This window comes from Ligilactobacillus equi DSM 15833 = JCM 10991, assembly GCF_000615765.1.
Lineage (GTDB): Bacteria > Bacillota > Bacilli > Lactobacillales > Lactobacillaceae > Ligilactobacillus > Ligilactobacillus equi.
The window spans coordinates 1-17,308 of the sequence record NZ_BAMI01000042.1; the positions used below are offsets into that span (position 1 = coordinate 1).

The following is a 17,308-nucleotide window of genomic DNA, read 5'->3' on the forward strand; positions in this document are numbered from 1 at the left end:
GCAGGATCACCCCCGTACACACGGGGAACACTCTTAGTTTTAATTTTTGGGAACCGCGACTTATGGATCACCCCCGTACACACGGGGAACACAGTAAACAATCCTTTACATAACAGGGATTTCAAATCCTAAGTTTCCATTTTCTATTAGTTTGAAAGCTAACTCTAGTGTCGCCTTTGAATCCTCAAGGGCATTATGTGGAGATCTATTTTCTATCCCATACTTATCTAAGACAGTTTCCAAACGATAATTATCTAAAAAAAGTTCCACCTTCTTTACTCGTGGCATTAAATCTATAAACCTATTTTTTAATGGTGACTTATTAGTTTTTTCTAAAGCGCCCTCTAGGAACTGCATGTCAAATTTGAGATTATAGCCAATAATAGTGTCATCACTTAAAAAAACTAACAAATCATCCAAGACATCACTAAGGTCTTCCCCTTGTTCTTGAAGAATTTCATCGTTAAGACCTGTTAGTTTTGAAATGACATGAGGTATATTACCTGATATCTTTATATATCTAGAAAATATCTCCTCATCATTTCCTACTTTCTTTACAGCACCAACAGCAATTATCTCTGAGGACAATGGATCAAGTCCAGTAGTTTCTAAATCTAAAGCAATAAAATTTTTATTTTCTGATTTGTTTTTTGTCCTACCTTCCTTCACAGTCTTAAGTCTTGCTTGGTGATACTTGGCTGCATTACTAAAACCATGTTTTATTTCTCCAGGCACTTCATTTAGTTGCTTTATCAAGGTAATACCATCTAAATCAACAACATCTTGATCCCTTCTTGTTGTTCGAAATGTATACCCCAGCTCTGTGTTTGTATTGTATGCAATTGTTGCCTCACCGTTGCCGATATTATCCATTATTCGTTTCCAAAGCAAATCACGAATCTTTGCACTTACATTTCCTACATAGACACCAGTTTGTATTTCCTGGCACCACTTGGTCAAGTCACCTCTTAATGATGCTGGAACTTTTGTCAACGTTATAACTATCATTACTTATCATCCTCAAATAAATGATACTGCACACCATGTTTTTGCAAACCTAACTTATCATCCCAAAGCTCAATTATTTCTACACTCGTGTCATCTGGATTATATTCTAAAATATACTTCAAATCCTTAACCATTTTAGCTAAAATTTTACTTTCTCTAAAAATATCTCTCATTTTCAATCGAACTTTTGCCGATAATTCACAATCATCTCCATATTGTGCTACCATTTCAAATGCTACTGGAATAGAGATATCCGCTTTATACAAGTCAGCAAAATCATAAATAAAAGATAGATCATGTCCTGTATGCACAAACCCAAGACCAGGTGAAGCACCTAAAGCAGAAACTACGCTATAACAAAGCCCATATAAGGCCTGATGAGCTGCTGTTAGCGCTTTATTTATCGGTGTACTAGCTTCAAAATCATCCGGATTATACTCTCTGCGCGACCATGGGACACCAGTTCTTTCTGACTGATTACGATAAACCCTTCTGACTCGTGATCCTTCTTTACCACGTAACACTTGCATGGACAACCCAGAAACATCTTCATCTGGAAACCTCATCTGATACATCTTACGCGCAACCGCTATACGCGTTCTGGTATTAGATACCAATTTGGCTTGTTTTTCTAGTAGTGCAGAAGAATGACTTAAAGCTCGACCATGGGCATACTGCCTGACACCTTGCTCTCCTACCCACACAACGCCCAATCCAGAGTCCCCCATTAATTCCATCGCACGATGCGTAACGTCAACTCCCGGTCCTAAAAGTAATACACTAACTATAGCAACAGGAATTGCTATACTACCTTTATCGTCAATCACTAAAATCGCACTATCTTTACGATTTATCTTTACGTGCTCTAAATATAAGAATGTGATTCGGTCGCTCACTCGAGCTAACTCTGATAAACTGGCTTTCTTAGCTCCTATTCCTTTATTCAAACAAATCACCTCGGAATAACTGTCATTAAACCCATACCGTACGCCTTTTCTCGCCCTATCCCCCGAACAAGAAGTTCCTGAAAAAGTGACTCATCCGTTACTTTTAGAAGTCCTGAAAAGGCAACCCGACTTAACTTAACTTTTCTACCATTTTTTTTTCGTAAAATTGGATAATCCCTCTCTACGATGTCAAATAAATACTTTTCTGTTTCATTACATAAAATTTCAAAACCATTTTTAGCTGTTCTGTCAAGTAACCACTTCTTTTGCTGTTCTATCGTCACATGCGGATATACATGATTATCCTTAGTATGTGTAGGATTAGCTACTAAACGAAACTGGAATGTTTGATGTTTACTTATATTATTAATAAAGTTAGCGTAAGACTTAATAATCACACTGCCATTAACACCATATTTTGAAAGCAACTCAACTTCAGGCTTTTCCTCGCTTAAAAGCAAAAGATAACGCCTATCACCCAAGGTATCAATACGCCATAAATGACGTTTTCGCAGCCCAGAAGTCACTTCTGCTGGAAATGATTGTTCTACCCAATTATGGTAAGCCCCCAGATGAGTAAGCTCTCGAAGTTTCCTTCGATTTGAGTCATCAATTTCAACCCTTGATAAATACATTTTTACTCAACTCCTAAAAATCCCATAACGTCATGCTCTACCCTTTGTTTTTTCTGAGCATTATTTTCAACTTCTACATAAGTCCTAGAAAGACCACGATATCCATGTTGTCGGTTTCGCTGATTAAATGAAACCACACTATCTCTAATCAAAGTATCTTCAGCATTATCCAAAGAAACAGCTTCCGTTAATAGCTCTAGCTTTACCCGGGATTTTCTTACCTTACTTTGATACCAATTTGAAGCTTGCCACTTTAACTCTGTTAGTACTGTCACTGGATTTTTATCAGTAAACTCATCTATTTTTAGCACTCCCGCCGGCGGATTAGCTTTTCGACCAAGATAAAGCTGAAACTTAGGATGCTTAAGCGAGAAAATTAATTTGTCTATAAGCTGCATGTTCTCGCTACCAATTGCTACCACATAAATTGCGTCTGCAGTATAATCTCTATACGTCAACCATGACTTCGAACCGCTATGTGCCATATGAAAATCTGTTATTACTCTTCCTGGTTGATCAACTCGGACTGCAATTTGAAGTTCATTTAATTCATTTATTCGATGGTCATCACGGTTGTAACCAAGAGCAGCAGATAACATCCCTATAATTGCACTCTTACTTGGAAAAGTATAAGTTGTTCTACGATTGAAGGTTGCCTCATTACCATATGACTGAAGTGGGGAGGTTAGCCTAATTGTTATCGTCTTCATCTTGCACCGCCTTCATCAGGACATCTGAAACTTTATCCAAAAGTTGCTTAAAGTTAACTTCCTTATCACCAATTTCAGTTTCAAACTTTGTTAAAATAGCCGTTACTAGTGGATCTTCAACAAACATTTGACTACTTTTAAATTCTTTCTCAAGCTTTTCAATAGATGGTTTAACATAACCACTCTTTCCTCTAGCACTTACCGGTTGTTCAAAAGCTGATACCAAATTAACTGGTGTATCTTGACGTAGGCAAATCATCACATAATCTGGTAATGTCTTATTCGCAAAAGTATTTTGCTTACCACCAGGCATGGACTTAACAAAGCTCTTGATAAACTCCTTGGTAGCAGAAACGATATCCTCCTTATCACCAAGATTTTCTTTCAATTCTCTGATATTAACATTTGCATAACGGTAAAGGGTTGATGAATTAAATTCGATACTTCCCAAATGAGCAGCACCGGCAGTATCATCTGGTTGTAAATCATCGATAGCAGTAAAATAATCAAATTCTGGAATAATTTCATGTGTAGAAATTGCATGAGCCACTTGTGCAGCTGCTTCTACATTAAGTTCAGGCTATCTGCTAGCATTCGCCCGTATAAAGCTAAGTCTAAAGCACTATCCTCTTTACCAAGCTTCTTTAACTCTTTAATATCCAATTTATCATTATTTAAAGCATAGTCAGCAAGCTTTCTTAATTGCCCTGGACTCATAAAAATGAGTACTTTAGTCACAGTTTCTCCCGTAGCTTTGTCTACTTCAACTTTAATACCCATAGCCTTTAAAATTTCAAGTGTTTTAGCGTGTGCGTCTTCTTGATTTAATGAAGGCTCTTGATTTAAAAGCTCCTTTTCAAGTGCAGAAGGAATTTTTTTTGTCCGCAAACTAGATTCAATTCCTCTTGCTTTGAAATCATCTCGACTAGCCTTTTTCCAACTTTGAGATGATACTCTCGATCTAACTACCCCACCATAATATGCCGTTTTAGGTGCTCCAGTATCATCTCGATTAATATTTGATGATGGTAGCGTTTGTAACACGTTAATATCTAAAAATAAATTTTGCATATTTTTTCTCCTTTAATTTTTGCTTTCAAAATGAATTCGGTAATACTGACGTCCCCAACTAAGCCTCACACTATTAGCTGCACTAGAACTACTTTGAAAATATAGAAGGTTGGCTGCTAATGTTGGATAATCAATTTTAATTCGTGCATCTTTATTCTTGGTAATTTGAACAATTTGCGTTAATCCATTAATTACCGCTTCCACGCTATTAGTTGCTAAAATCGCCTGTACTCTTCGGTCTAGCGCTACTCGAAGGCTCTCATCTTTTCGAAGTACACCTAACTCTGTAAACAGATAATGCTCCTTTTCATATACTAATTCTTCTTTTCCTTGTTGGTGAAGAGCATAGAGCCTAAGCGCTGTATAAACAGCTTTCTCTTCCCAAGTAACTTTCCCTGTTACACTTAGACTCTCCTTATCTAGTTCAGAAAAAATATATGGCCATAGTTTCTGGGCCTGTTTATCATCCAATGTTTTACTATTACGTAGCGCTGCTAAAACTGGTCTATTTACCTGATTTCCATTATACAACGACATAATAATCCTTTGAGTCGCACTATAAACGTTTTTTACCATGCTCCTACTCCTTTAAATCCAGAATTTTAATCACTTGTCTTCTAAGTCTATTAGTTGCTGTAAAAATATTCAATATTCTTTCGTCTCTAACTATACCTTGCACATCTCTTGGAGAACTGCTATTCATAACTTCCTCTGCACAAGAAAAGACAATCTTCTCAAGCATCTTCTTCCATTCTAATTCTCTCTTAGGGCGATTATCATCTGCACTCAAACTCTGCAACCATTTCTTAAAAGGTTGATTTAAATCATCATAAAATCGTTCACTCAGTTTATCTGTCAACTGATGATTCTTTTTATCTAAGCCACGAATATCTGAAATATCTCTAGCAAATGTCCAATAAGCTCTGCCTACACTCTGTGTTAATTCAATCATCCCCTCAATCCGAATTGGCCAATCTTGACCACCATCATCAAAAAGAACCTCCCCGCTTGCTTTTAACTCGTCATGAATTTCAACATTAGGGGCATTGGCTGCAGAGCGATCGCTTACTAATATCGTTGTCTCCAAGTTTATCTGGAAATTCCGCGGTAACATTTTTTCGACTTGTAGAGTATTTAACCATTTGACAACTGTTGGTATATATTTATCCCCATCAGAAGTTTTGATATACTGACCAAAATGACGCCACATTTTTTCTGTCGTCACATCCCCATTTACTCCTGGAACAGCTATATCATCGTCTTTCCTTCTCCAGGTCGTCATAGGTTCTACAAATGAATTTTCAAGTTCAAAAGTCGGTATCGACGCCGTAAATAAAGTTGGTACATCTTTGTCCCATCGAACAGACAGTAACTTAGCTGGCATCGTATAAATTTCTGCAATATTATTTGGTGAACTTGAGTTTTTCAAGCGTTTAAAATAGTCTTCAATTTTAGCATACTCCCATACGGGTTTTTGAATCTTTATTTGATTCCTATTATCCTCAAAAACTAAGTTCAGCATTAATGTTTCAAATAATGTGTTACCCACCGCATACACAGGATTAATTTTATATAACCAACCTGCAAATAATGGATACTTTCCGTTTTTTTTCGCTTTCATCCATGCCTTTTCTGACGTTCCAGAAAATACCTGATAGGTAATAAGCCACCGTACAAATTCTGCTTGCGTTGTTCGATTTTTAAATTCACCTGTTCTTGACGCAAATATAGCCGTCTTATTATTACTCTCTGAAATTTGTCGATTCCATAGTTTAAGTTTTAGATTTCCCTTTGACTTTTCAGTAATTTTATTTTTATCTAAAACTAACTGGTTGTACTCCTCCTTTGTCACTTGATAAAAAGGTTTATCACCATATAAATCAAAGTGATTTCTCCATAATTTCAAATATTTATCTAGAATAGGCGTAAATCTCTTTTGATGATATAACACATCCCACGTTTCAAGAAGATTATTAAAAAACTCGATATTTTCGTCTTCATCAACATCTGTCACCAGCATCTTATCATTAACGTCTAAGCAATCATACACATCACCCTCAGCATCAAATCGGGTATATACTGTCGTCAAAATTGCCAACATTAATCGTAAAATTGAAAGATTTTGAATTCTCATCTCTCCTGCGAGGGCTCGATATTGACTAGCATTTTTAAACGCTTTTTTTAGTGAAACCATTTCTTCTCGCCCTTCTAGATTTATAACTTTAATCCAGGGTTCAGTTACTAAATTAAAACTTTCTGTCATTGTTCTCCTCCTTCGTAAGATAGACCACAACCTGAATCATAAATTAAATCATAACCATTCAACTTAACGTGTTGGTGGTTATCCAGTACCAGAGCTAATTGTCCTTTTAGCCAAGGATCACTTTGCCAAGTATAAAACTTTTTTCTCGTGATATCCTCTAATTTAGCTATCGTTTCAGTTAGATTTTTTATTACTGCGTAAGGGAGCCGAACTGTTTGATTAGCCAACTCTTCTGAAGTAACATTTTCAATCAACTGCCCACTCAGCAAACAATACCCTGACGTAGTTTGTTTAACCAGAATAACTTCAATAGTCTCTTGAATATCCCGCACTGCCGCTGCAGCCTTCAAATCATCCATCTTTGGATCACTATGTTCTCTATCAAGCCACCCAGCTAGCGAAGCTCTTTTTCCACGAATTGGTTTTCCAATTTGGAATACTTTAGATTTCTCTTTAGCCCTATTCTTCAAGTTCATAAATTCTTCTTTAGCATTCTCAAATCCTTCTATCACTAATTCATCATCGAAATCATAAACTTCTTGAACTAAAAAAGAAATATCATTAGGTAGTTGTAACTTCTTTGGTAAGTAGTATTCAGTCCTCATAAGTAAATATTTTGTATAGATATCCTCATTTGCCTCACCATAAAATCCATTATCTTCAATCCCCAGAATATATATTTCAGGGCATTTTAACTTGGAAGGTCGCAGAATATTATGTCTGTGTAAACGGCCAATTCTTTGTAAGAGTAAATCCATTGGCGCAATATCCGTAAATAATATATCAAAATCAACATCAAGTGATTGTTCTAAAACCTGAGTGCCAATAATTACCATTTTATACGGACGCTCACCATTCTTACCAATTAAATGTTGTAACTTTTCCTCGATTCGAGCTCTCTCTGGACTCACAAAAGCTGAATGTAACACTAAGAAGTCTACATCTATTTCTTCAAAAAACTTAGCTAAGCTTTGCGCTCGCTTTACTGTATTTACAATTATCCCAGCTACTCCACCATTAGAGATTTTTTCTAAAACTAATTCAACTAGATCTAGGTCTTCAAAATTTATACACTTAACTGCTACTTCTTTACCTTCTTCGTTTGACATGGAAAACCTTGTTACCTGAAGAAGTTTGTTTTCATCAGTCACAGTTAAAAGGGGGTAGGCCTTGGTTTCTGCCCAATCATTAGGAAATGTAATTGCTTTTTCCAATATCTTTTTCTTTTGATATTTTCCTATTAAGTAGGCTTCAACTAGATCTTTTCGTTTTTGTTTAGGAAGTGTTGCTGATAATAAAATTACTGGTACATGATAAGCTCCTAACCACTGTAATGCTTTTTCTAGATAACTTGACATGTAGGCATCATACGCATGGACCTCATCGAGAATAACTACTTTTCCACTAAATGCTAAATGACGTAAATAAAGGTGCTTTTGTTTTAAACCTAATAGCAGGAGATTGTCAATCGTTCCAACTGTAAATTTAGTTAAAATTGATTTTTTACCTGAGAACCAGGTACTTACAGATACTGTGCCAAAATTTTCATCACCACCATCAGCGTCAATTTCCCAAGCATCTGGTAAATTTCGATATATTTTATTGAATTTAGCTTTCCCGTGCATAAGCTTTATCGATAAATTTTCTTCCTGATCTTGAGCCACTTTAGTTAACCATTCATTTACTCGTCCAAACATCGCATTCGTGGTTGCCTGAGTTGGCAACCCTATGTACAAACCGTCAGCACCAGTTTTTGCAGCCATTTCCTGTGCCAGAACTAGGGCTAATTCTGTTTTACCAATTCCCATCGGAGCTTCAATTACAGCAATTCCCGGATTAGCAATTTCCTTGACCTTATCAGTTATTTTTTCTTGCACGAATCTTGGACTAAATCCCCAATAATGTTGGTAAGTATTTTTAGTGTTGCTCACTACTTCTGGACTCCAACCTTCCTCAGAATACCAATTTAAAATAGCTTTTTCAAATCGTTCTTCAAGGTCAGAATCTTTAAACTTTTGATTTATGTCTATAAGTGGAAATAACTTTCTTCCATCACTCATGCTTTCACTCGAGGCAAGCCAATCGGCCATCACAAGTAGCCCCTCAATTATTACCGCAGATGGCTGGCTCAATTCTTTCGGAACATCATGAATATCATCATACTCAGCTTCTCTTAACCCCATATTTATTAGTTCACTATGGATATTTTTCCATTTTTGTTTAATTTCTTTATTTCCACTATCTTGATAGTAGTTTTCTGAATAAACTATGAGTTGCTTTTTAGGTTGACTATTCTGAGAAAGAGGCTTACCGTGATGTCCCCCAATTAACGCACCAATCGTCGGATTAAGCCCCGCTTCTTCCAGAATAGCTTCACCAGCTACTGTATGCGGTGAAACTTTCACTTGCGTAAACAACGCTTCTGATAATCCCTTTAGCCCTTCTCGTTCTAGTTTATGTAGAAGTTCCCAATCTAAATTATCATTGTGATCATAAGATTTCTTTCTTTGGAAGACAGGAGTTGCTTTCCCAATATCATGCACAACAGCAATAAATTTAACTAGTTTTTGTGCCCCACCCTCACCCAATTCGAATGAAAGAAACCTTCGTTGACTATCACTCAGCCAATGATTGTAAAGAAAATTCATTGTATTCTTTGTATCAATTAAATGGACATACAACGGCAACCATTCCTCTTTACTTTCTAGAGACCTTTTTTTTGCCCATAATGCTTTTGATTTCTGTGACAACAACATTACATCCTCCTTAAACCATATATTACAAAGATTCAATTATTATATTTTCAAACAATACATTCCAAAATCAAATCTATTTCTTATCTTGCAACACTTTGCAACTTTTGATAATAATCCAATAAAAAGGTGGCGTAACCTCATCCTCTTATTATGATTCAATTGTCCCAAATATAAAGACAGATATTCCATATGGCTAAATTCATTATCAAGATCACCGACTTGTTTCTAGACTTTTTAACCTTATTTTCGGGCCATCAAAACCGACTTTGTTAAATCTTCATAGGACTCGTCTTGATCATTATCTGCGGGGATGGCCTTTAATACCTTCTCAGCCAGTTTCTTCGCCCCCTACTGAGGCAAAAAATTCCCATATAACTACCATTAACAAGAGACTAGACATTCTTAATTTCACGGCTATCCAGTGGATTCTCAGCTTTTCTACAATCACTAGCACCTCAAAAAGAATACCTGTTTCATTTTTCACTGATGATACTGTCTAACCTGAGTAGAGCAAGAATCTTAAATGAATCAAGGTTCTACACAACTAAGCTACACATCAAGTATATTCTATATCAATCCACTCTCCTTCATTTGTGATGCTAACAACTATCCTCCCTATCAAAAATAATTCTAAGGTAGAATACGCCAAATTTCCTAATAATTACAGCTAAAGCTTAAATTATTTTAAGGTTATCATGGAAACTAAAAATGTCAATATCATTTTTTATAAGGATCTGCATAGTACTAGTTAATTTAAGAACAAAAACGTTGCTATATCAATATTTATTAAAGATAAAACCTAATTTCTGGCACATGCTCGACTATAAACTAATAGGAATATGGCGAAGTTTAAGGGTACCTTTTGCTTGACGAAGGAACATCTACGCTATTAGCAAACGGCTTAGCCACTCTGACTTGACCACAACCATGAATGCCTATGCCTATCTGATAGATGAGTATCGTATGAAAAATGAAAAAATAATTGTGGACCAACTAGATAATTTATTGGGCTGAAAATTGGGCAAACTTTATTATTTTTAACTATTTTTAACTGAAACTAAAAAAGTCACTAGATGACAAACCTTGATATAAAGGCGTTTTTCATCTAGCGACTCTTTTCAATTGTTTATATTTATGAACCGAGTGAGATTCGAACTCACGACACCGGGTTTAGAAGACCCGTGCTCTATCCAACTGAGCTATCGGTCCATCAGACAACAAAATAAATTATAATTGATTTATTTTGTTTCGTCAATAATTTTTGCTGATTTTATTACTAATAAGTTAAAATACTTCTATATATCAGCAAAAGTAATTTATCTTTTTCTTGTTTACTCTAAGAAATCTTGCAGCTTCTTAGCGCGGGACGGATGACGTAATTTACGTAAAGCTTTAGCTTCAATTTGACGAATCCGTTCTCGCGTTACATCAAAGTGCTTTCCAACTTCTTCTAAAGTTCGGGTCCGACCACCTTCGTCTAAGCCAAAACGTAAACGAAGAACTTCTCTTTCTCGCTCTGTCAAAGATTCTAATACTTCAGCTAATTGATCCTTCAACATTTCGTAAGCCGCATGATCCACAGGACTAGTAGCTTCACTATCTTCAATAAAGTCACCTAAGTGAGAGTCATCTTCTTCCCCAATTGGCGTCTCTAAGGAAACTGGTTCTTGGGCAATTTTCAAAATATCACGCACTTTTTCCGTCGGTAATTCCATTTCCGCTCCCAATTCTTCTGGCATTGGTTCACGACCTAAGTCTTGGAGCATTTGTCGCTGAACTCGTACCATTTTGTTGATAGTTTCCACCATGTGTACGGGAATCCGGATAGTTCGTGCTTGGTCAGCAATAGCACGGGTAATAGCTTGACGAATCCACCAAGTAGCGTAAGTTGAAAATTTGAATCCTTTACGGTAATCAAATTTTTCCACGGCCTTCATCAGCCCCATGTTTCCTTCTTGAATCAAGTCAAGAAAAGACATCCCTCGTCCCACATAGCGCTTAGCAATAGAAACTACCAAACGTAAGTTAGCTTCCGCTAATCTTTGCTTGGCAAACTCATTTCCAGCTTCAATTTGAATAGCCAGGTCTTTTTCTTCTTGTGCTGATAAAAGTCCCACACGACCAATTTCTTTGAGGTACATTCGAACAGGATCACTCACCTTAATCCCCGTCATAATTGCTGCATCATCTTGGCTTGCAGCTTGTTTGGCCTCCTCATCTGCAACTTGTAAGGATTCTGCAGATGGATTACCTTGACTATCGACGACTGAAATCCCTGTATTTTCCACTTTAGCAATTAAATCCGTTAATTCTTCTTCGTTTAACTTAAAAGGCTTAACCATCTTTTCTTGTAAAACATGGTGGTCAATTTCTTTTTTAGTCCGATATTCACGAATTAATTCACGTAAGGCTTTATTATAAGCAACTTGTTGTAGGTCAGTCATTCTCAATCTCCTCTGTCTTATTTAACGCCAAAAAATTTCCAAAAATACAGCAAATTTTTTGAACTCACCAATCTATAGTATCAGAGTAACTAGGGCGTTTTCAACACATTTTTCTTATTTTTTGAAAATTTTGAAAAGTTGATAATTGAAAATCCAGTTTTTAATTTACTAAATATTTCTTACCTTGAAAGAAGTTGAAAAAACTAAACTTTCTGAAAAATTTAAAAAATAACAATAAGAAGAACCGCTAGAAAATAATGCTTTTAGTAGCGTAATTTCCTAGCGGTCTCCAACTTTTAAACTTCCTTCTAATCTCTAGCTAACATGTCCCATTCTTGCTTAGCAATTTATTCTAAGAAATCTTTTAATTGCTTAGAACGTGATGGATGGCGTAACTTCCGTAAAGCCTTGGCTTCGATTTGACGAATTCGTTCTCGGGTAACCCCAAAAGAACGGCCAACTTCTTCCAAAGTTTGCGGTTCATTACCTTCACCCAAACCGAAGCGTAAACGTAAGACATTTTCTTCCCGGTCCGTTAAAGTATCTAATACTGATTCCAGTTGCTCTTTTAACATTTCATAGTTAGCATGATCAGCTGGACTAGTAGCTTCTTCATCTTCAATAAAGTCACCTAAGTGAGAATCATCCTCTTCCCCAATTGGTGTTTCCAAAGAAACAGGTTCTTGAGCAATCTTCAAAATTTCTCGGACTTTTTCTGTTGGCAATTCCATTTCCGCCCCAATTTCTTCTGGAATAGGATCCCGCCCTAAATCTTGAAGCATTTGTCTTTGAATGCGAATTAGCTTATTAATGGTTTCCACCATGTGTACCGGAATCCGAATGGTTCGCGCTTGGTCGGCAATGGCCCGGGTGATAGCTTGACGAATCCACCAAGTGGCATAAGTTGAGAATTTAAATCCTTTGCGGTAGTCAAACTTTTCCACGGCCTTCATCAACCCCATGTTTCCTTCTTGAATCAAATCAAGAAAAGACATCCCTCGCCCAACATAACGCTTAGCAATAGAAACTACCAAACGTAAGTTAGCTTCCGCTAATCTTTGCTTGGCTTCTTCATCACCATTTTCAATCCGAATGGCCAATGCCTTTTCTTCTTCAGCTGACAGTAAGTCTACCCGTCCAATTTCTTTTAAGTACATTCTGACCGGATCATTTACCTTAACCCCTGTTGGTACAGCTACGGCTTCTTTAGCAGATTGCTTCCGGACTTCATCTGCTTGTTTATCAGCAACCTTTAGTGAAGCAGCTGATGGATTTCCCTTGTCATCGACAATCGAAATTCCTGCATCTTCAACTTTAGTCACTAATTCATCCATTTGGTCAGCATCGAGTTTGAATGGTATCACCAACAAATCCGTCAATTCATTATAATTGATATTTTTTTGTGGTTTGTATTTACGAATTACTTCGCGTAAAGCTTTACCATATGCTACTTCATTTAAATTGTTATTTTTTTCTGCCAAAACGATGGCCTCCTTAATGGTCCCTGTTACCGCACTGCTTGTCTTTGTCGATATAAATCAACTAAATTCATTGTCAGACTAGTAATGAGTTCGCGATTATTTAAGCGCTTTGCTTGCTGTAATTGTTCACTTAATTCTTTAATTTTTGCTTCGAGCGGACTTTGATTCATAATAACGTTCAAACAATCATTAATTTCTTGGCTACTGCTTTCCCACGTGAAACCATGCATTTCGAGGTTAACGATGGTTTGTTTGAGATCTTCATCTTGTAAAAAGTCAATAAAAGATGCACTATCATAGTCACTATGAATATTAAAGTAGCCCCGAGCAATTAACCAAATACTTTCATATTTTCGATGCACAAAAGCAAAATCTACTGTATTCTCAATTTGGTCCCATACCGTATGTTCCGTTAGCATTCGGTACAAAAGTAACCTCTCTGCACGTTCCACCTTATCAAAATGGTTAACCTCCTGAGTCACTACTGGAATTTGGAACTGATCAAACTGTGAATAATCCTCACGATATTTACTTTGATGTGTACGTGGTTGTCGGTCTGTCACGGCTAATATCTGACGTAACTGAGCTTGAAGACTTGCCTTGTCTAAATCGAATTGCTGGCCTAAACGATTTAGATAAAGGTCCTGTTCCACAACAGTAGCCTGCTTAGCCAGAACTTGCAAGAAATCCTGGATGTAAAGAGCTTGATCACTTTCATTTGCCAGATTCCTATCTGTAGCCAGGAAACTCAAGTAAAAATCCAAAACACCTAATTGTTGCTGCTTAATTACCCGTCTAAACTGATCTGGCCCATATTTTTTGATAAATTCATCTGGATCAAGCTGCTCTGGCAATACTGTGACACTTAAAGTTATTTTTTGGCTATAAGGTGTAATCAATTCAATTGCTCGTTTAGTTGCTTGTTGACCAGCTTGATCACCATCATAACATATATTGATTTTTGGTACGATTCGTTCAATAAGATTGATTTGTTCACTTGTCAAACTCGTCCCCATAGAGGCAACCCCGTTTTTTACCCCAGCTTGATAAGCTGATAAGACATCCATAAAACCTTCAAATAAAATAATTTGGTGGTCATCGCGACTTGCTTGACGTGCTTTATCATAATTAAAAAGTACCTTACCTTTATTAAAAAGTAGCATTTCCGGTGAATTAAGATACTTGGGCTGTTGCTTACTATCATCTTTATGTAGCAGACGTCCAGAAAAAGCAATAACTCGACCCACTTCATCACAAATCGGAAACATCACTCGGTCACGGAAACGTTCATACATACTCCCATCAGTCCGATCGATAAATAAGCCACTCTTTTGAATCAAGGCAATATCGACTTTATGTTCCTGAAAGTAGGCCTCTAACAGCTTTTCTTCTGGGGCATAGCCAAGTTGAAACTCACTAATCATTTCATCCGTTATACCACGTTGATGCAAATAATCAAGTGCCTCTTGTCCTGCATTAGTCGCAGTTAAAATATAATGATAGAGCTCACTGACTTCCTTATATAAGGCTAAGAGCTGTCTTTTTTCTTGATTAGCTTGGGAATTAACTACACCAGCGGTTTGATAGCTATCAGCTAATTCAATTCCCGCTTCTTCAGCTATTTTATTCACTGCTTCGGGAAAAGTTGACCCATCTAATTCCATCAAAAAGGAGAAGACATTACCACCCCGACCACAAGAAAAACAGTGGAAAATTTGTTTCTCTTCATCTACGGAAAATGACGGTGTTTTTTCACTATGAAAAGGACACAAACCAAAGTAATTACGTCCACTTTTTTTCAAGTCAACACGTTGCCGCACCACATCTAAAATGTTAATTGAACTTCGCACTTGATTAATGACCTCATCAGGTATTCGTGCCAATATCCTCCCCCCTTTATTTTAAATAATTTAACCGCTAAATTTTCTATATACACTGTATATTTTAGCCTAGCATCAAGCATTGTGCAAGCAAAATACCCTGTATAAATTAAAATTATTGAACATAAAATGGTAGATGCATCAGCTTGTTTACTTCTTGCCAAGCACAGTACAACCAGCTCCATGGGCACAAAAAACTGACTGAGGAGTGTTATCTAAATCATTCACAGGTTCATAGTCAGCAGTTGCGATGACTTCATCTTGGGCATCACAAGGATAGTAACTCGCATAAGCCAAATCAATTTGGCCACTACCATGACTAAAAGCCCGTAAAGTAGCCGGATAAGTACGCATAGTCCGAACTGGCGCAATTCCCGTTAAACTGCCACTACCATCATAGTCTAGCTTGCCACCAAGTTGACCAATATCGGTCATAACCCGTCCCACAAATTCCTCGGTCACATGAATTTCAAACCGATACCAAGGTTCTAAAATTTGACAAGCGCCGGCTTCTTTAAGGCGCATTAAGCCTTGTCGCACAGCACGCCAAGTAGCTTGACGGAAATCTCCCCCTTCAGTATGTTTAGGATGACTACGTCCGCCAACAAGTGTTAGTTTCACATTTCCAAGTGGATAACCTGCCAAAACTCCTAAATGCTCTTTAGCTTGCAAAGCGGTTATAATTTGACTTTGAAAGTTAGTAGTCAATGTTTCTGGATGGCAACAATTATCATAACTTACCTGGCCATCGTTTTGAGATGGTTCAAGATAAATATGAGCTTCAGCATAATGCCGTAGTGGTTCATAGTGACCTACACCTTCGATTGCTTGCGTAATGGTTTCTTTATACAAAATCTTACCTTTAGCAAAAATAACACCTAAATTAAAGCGTTCCTTTAAAATTTCAGTCAAAATTTCAATTTGAATCTCTCCCATCACCTGAACAGAAATTTCATCAAGAGTTCTGTTCCAAGTAACTTTCAAAAGCGGATCTTCATCTTCGAGTATTTTCAAGGCTTGTAAACAAGTATGCAAATCCCCACCGGTATCTGCCACGCCATAACTTAAAATAGGTTGGATTTCATGAGTGATGGGACTAAGCCCTGGTCCAAATACCTGACCCGGATAAGTTTTAGTCAAACCCGTTAGCACAAAAATCTCTCCTTGACCCGCTTGAGAAACTAGTTCAAACTTATCTCCATCATAACTACGAATTTGCTGAATTTTTTCCGAGCCTAAAAGTTCCTTAGTAGCTAATTGTCCCCCCAGCAATCGTAGCCATGTTAAACGTTCGTTTTTATCATCATGACTAATCTTAAAAATATGGTAACTTAACTCTTCTGTAGCTGGTCGCGGTTGCATGAGTGAGGCTAAGTTAGCTAACAATTCCTCAACACCAGTAAGTTTTAAAGCCGAACCAAATAAAACCGGATAAATTCGCCGAATTCGAATTGCTTCTGCAATTTCATCAGTGGTCAATACCGAATTTTCCAAATACTGTGTCAATAACCTCTCATCATTTAAGGCAATACTTTCATCATCTGTTAATAATGTACAACTTGCGGACAACTCTGCTTGTAAATTATTTAAGATTTCTGTTTGCGTATGATGTGCTAAATCAATTTTGTTTATAAAGATAAAGGTTGGTACACGATATTTTTGTAATAATCGCCACAAAGTCTTAGTGTGACTAGAAAGCGGCTGGTTCGCTGCAATCGTCAAAATTATATAATCTACCACAGGTAAAACTGCTTCAGTTTGGCTAATAAAATCTAAGTGCCCAGGAGTATCCACCAAAGACAATTGCAAATCTTGATAAATTAACTTTGTTTGATGTGAAAAAATCGTAATCCCCCGCTTTTTTTCCAGGTCGTTGGTATCTAAGTGGGCATTTCCATGATCTACTCGACCTAATTTTTTCAAGCTACCACTTTTATAAAGAAGCGCTTCAGACAAGGTTGTTTTGCCAGCATCAACGTCAGCAATGATTCCCGCAACAATTTTTTTCATATTCCAAGCCCTTTCAATTAATTTTATATACAGAAAAGCCCCGAAAAATCGGGGCTTAAACTCTATTTTATACCGGCGATCGGGGTCGAACCGATACGTCCTT

11 protein-coding genes, 1 tRNA gene and 2 pseudogenes are annotated in these 17,308 nt (G+C 37.0%); 1 reads left to right on the forward strand and 13 read right to left on the reverse strand.

The annotated features are described in order from the left end of the window. Positions 1–105: 105 nt before the first annotated feature. From cas2e to JCM10991_RS08690, 8 genes and pseudogenes are all read right to left on the reverse strand, one after another. Positions 106–1,008 (reverse strand): type I-E CRISPR-associated endoribonuclease Cas2e, encoded by a 903-nt coding sequence (gene cas2e / locus JCM10991_RS08655; protein WP_025021189.1) that lies wholly within the window; start codon positions 1,006–1,008, stop codon positions 106–108. Next, on the reverse strand, positions 1,008–1,955 hold the full coding sequence (gene cas1e / locus JCM10991_RS08660) for a type I-E CRISPR-associated endonuclease Cas1e (RefSeq protein WP_025021190.1): 948 nt from the start codon (positions 1,953–1,955) through the stop codon (positions 1,008–1,010). The genes cas2e and cas1e overlap by 1 nt, the downstream gene beginning before the upstream one ends. Before the next feature lie 5 nt (positions 1,956–1,960). Next, complete coding sequence (cas6e, locus tag JCM10991_RS08665; protein ID WP_025021191.1) at positions 1,961–2,590, reverse strand: type I-E CRISPR-associated protein Cas6/Cse3/CasE; 630 nt, start codon at positions 2,588–2,590, stop codon at positions 1,961–1,963. 2 nt (positions 2,591–2,592) lie between these two features. Then, entirely contained in the window at positions 2,593–3,300 is a 708-nt protein-coding gene (gene cas5e, locus JCM10991_RS08670) for a type I-E CRISPR-associated protein Cas5/CasD (protein ID WP_025021192.1), read from the reverse strand. Then, positions 3,281–4,371, reverse strand: a pseudogene (gene cas7e, locus JCM10991_RS13440) (type I-E CRISPR-associated protein Cas7/Cse4/CasC). The gene cas5e and the pseudogene cas7e overlap by 20 nt, the downstream one beginning before the upstream one ends. 12 nt (positions 4,372–4,383) lie before the next feature. Further along, positions 4,384–4,947 carry a type I-E CRISPR-associated protein Cse2/CasB gene (casB, locus tag JCM10991_RS08680; protein WP_025021193.1) on the reverse strand — a complete coding sequence of 188 codons (564 nt, stop codon included), beginning with the start codon at positions 4,945–4,947 and terminating at the stop codon, positions 4,384–4,386. 4 nt (positions 4,948–4,951) lie between these two features. Then, a complete protein-coding gene (locus JCM10991_RS08685) occupies positions 4,952–6,634 on the reverse strand; it encodes a type I-E CRISPR-associated protein Cse1/CasA (RefSeq protein WP_025021194.1) in 1,683 nt (560 codons plus the stop codon). Next, a complete protein-coding gene (locus JCM10991_RS08690) occupies positions 6,631–9,390 on the reverse strand; it encodes a CRISPR-associated helicase/endonuclease Cas3 (protein ID WP_025021195.1) in 2,760 nt (919 codons plus the stop codon). The genes JCM10991_RS08685 and JCM10991_RS08690 overlap by 4 nt, the downstream gene beginning before the upstream one ends. 876 nt (positions 9,391–10,266) lie before the next feature. Between JCM10991_RS08690 and JCM10991_RS16415 the strand changes: the two are divergent. Continuing rightward, positions 10,267–10,404 (forward strand): annotated as a pseudogene (locus JCM10991_RS16415) (site-specific integrase); the annotation flags it as partial. Positions 10,405–10,525: 121 nt separating this feature from the next. On the opposite strand, the gene JCM10991_RS08695 reads toward JCM10991_RS16415, so the two are convergent. The 5 genes from JCM10991_RS08695 to JCM10991_RS13445 all read right to left on the reverse strand — a co-directional run bounded on the left by JCM10991_RS08695 (position 10,526) and on the right by JCM10991_RS13445 (position 17,205). After that, positions 10,526–10,599: transfer RNA gene (locus tag JCM10991_RS08695), tRNA-Arg, on the reverse strand. 122 nt (positions 10,600–10,721) lie between these two features. Next, complete coding sequence (gene rpoD / locus JCM10991_RS08700; protein ID WP_023858793.1) at positions 10,722–11,834, reverse strand: RNA polymerase sigma factor RpoD; 1,113 nt, start codon at positions 11,832–11,834, stop codon at positions 10,722–10,724. A gap of 347 nt (positions 11,835–12,181) precedes the next feature. Beyond that, a complete protein-coding gene (gene rpoD / locus JCM10991_RS08705; RefSeq protein ID WP_025021196.1) occupies positions 12,182–13,315 on the reverse strand; it encodes an RNA polymerase sigma factor RpoD in 1,134 nt (377 codons plus the stop codon). 26 nt (positions 13,316–13,341) lie between these two features. After that, complete coding sequence (dnaG, locus tag JCM10991_RS08710; RefSeq protein ID WP_025021197.1) at positions 13,342–15,198, reverse strand: DNA primase; 1,857 nt, start codon at positions 15,196–15,198, stop codon at positions 13,342–13,344. Positions 15,199–15,345: 147 nt separating this feature from the next. Continuing rightward, positions 15,346–17,205, reverse strand: a complete 1,860-nt coding sequence (locus JCM10991_RS13445; RefSeq protein WP_051527998.1) for an elongation factor G — start codon at positions 17,203–17,205, stop codon at positions 15,346–15,348. Positions 17,206–17,308: the final 103 nt, after the last annotated feature.